Here is a 275-nt window from a genome sequence, read left to right on the forward strand (position 1 = left end):
GCTTTGGCTTTTTCTTCGTCCGTTACTTCTTCTGATCCTTCTCGCTTCTGCTTCGCTAATACCGCTGCTTTTGCTTTTGCGGCTGCTGCGGCCTTTGCCTTCGCTTTTGCTTTTTCTTCGTCCGTTACTTCTCCTGATCCTTCTCGCTTTTGCTTCGCTAATGCCGCTGCTTTTGCTTTTGCAGCTGCTGCGGCTTTCGCCTTCGCTTTGGCTTTTTCTTCGTCCGTTACTTCTTCTGATCCTTCTCGCTTCTGCTTCGCTAATACCGCTGCTTT

At 49.5% G+C, this 275-nt stretch carries 1 pseudogene; it reads right to left on the minus strand.

Annotation, left to right across the window (positions count from 1 at the left end):
- Positions 1-275, minus strand: a pseudogene (locus AC0IXC_RS29195) (NADH-quinone oxidoreductase subunit C); the annotation flags it as partial.

This window comes from Bacillus sp. AC266 (genome assembly GCF_979253805.1).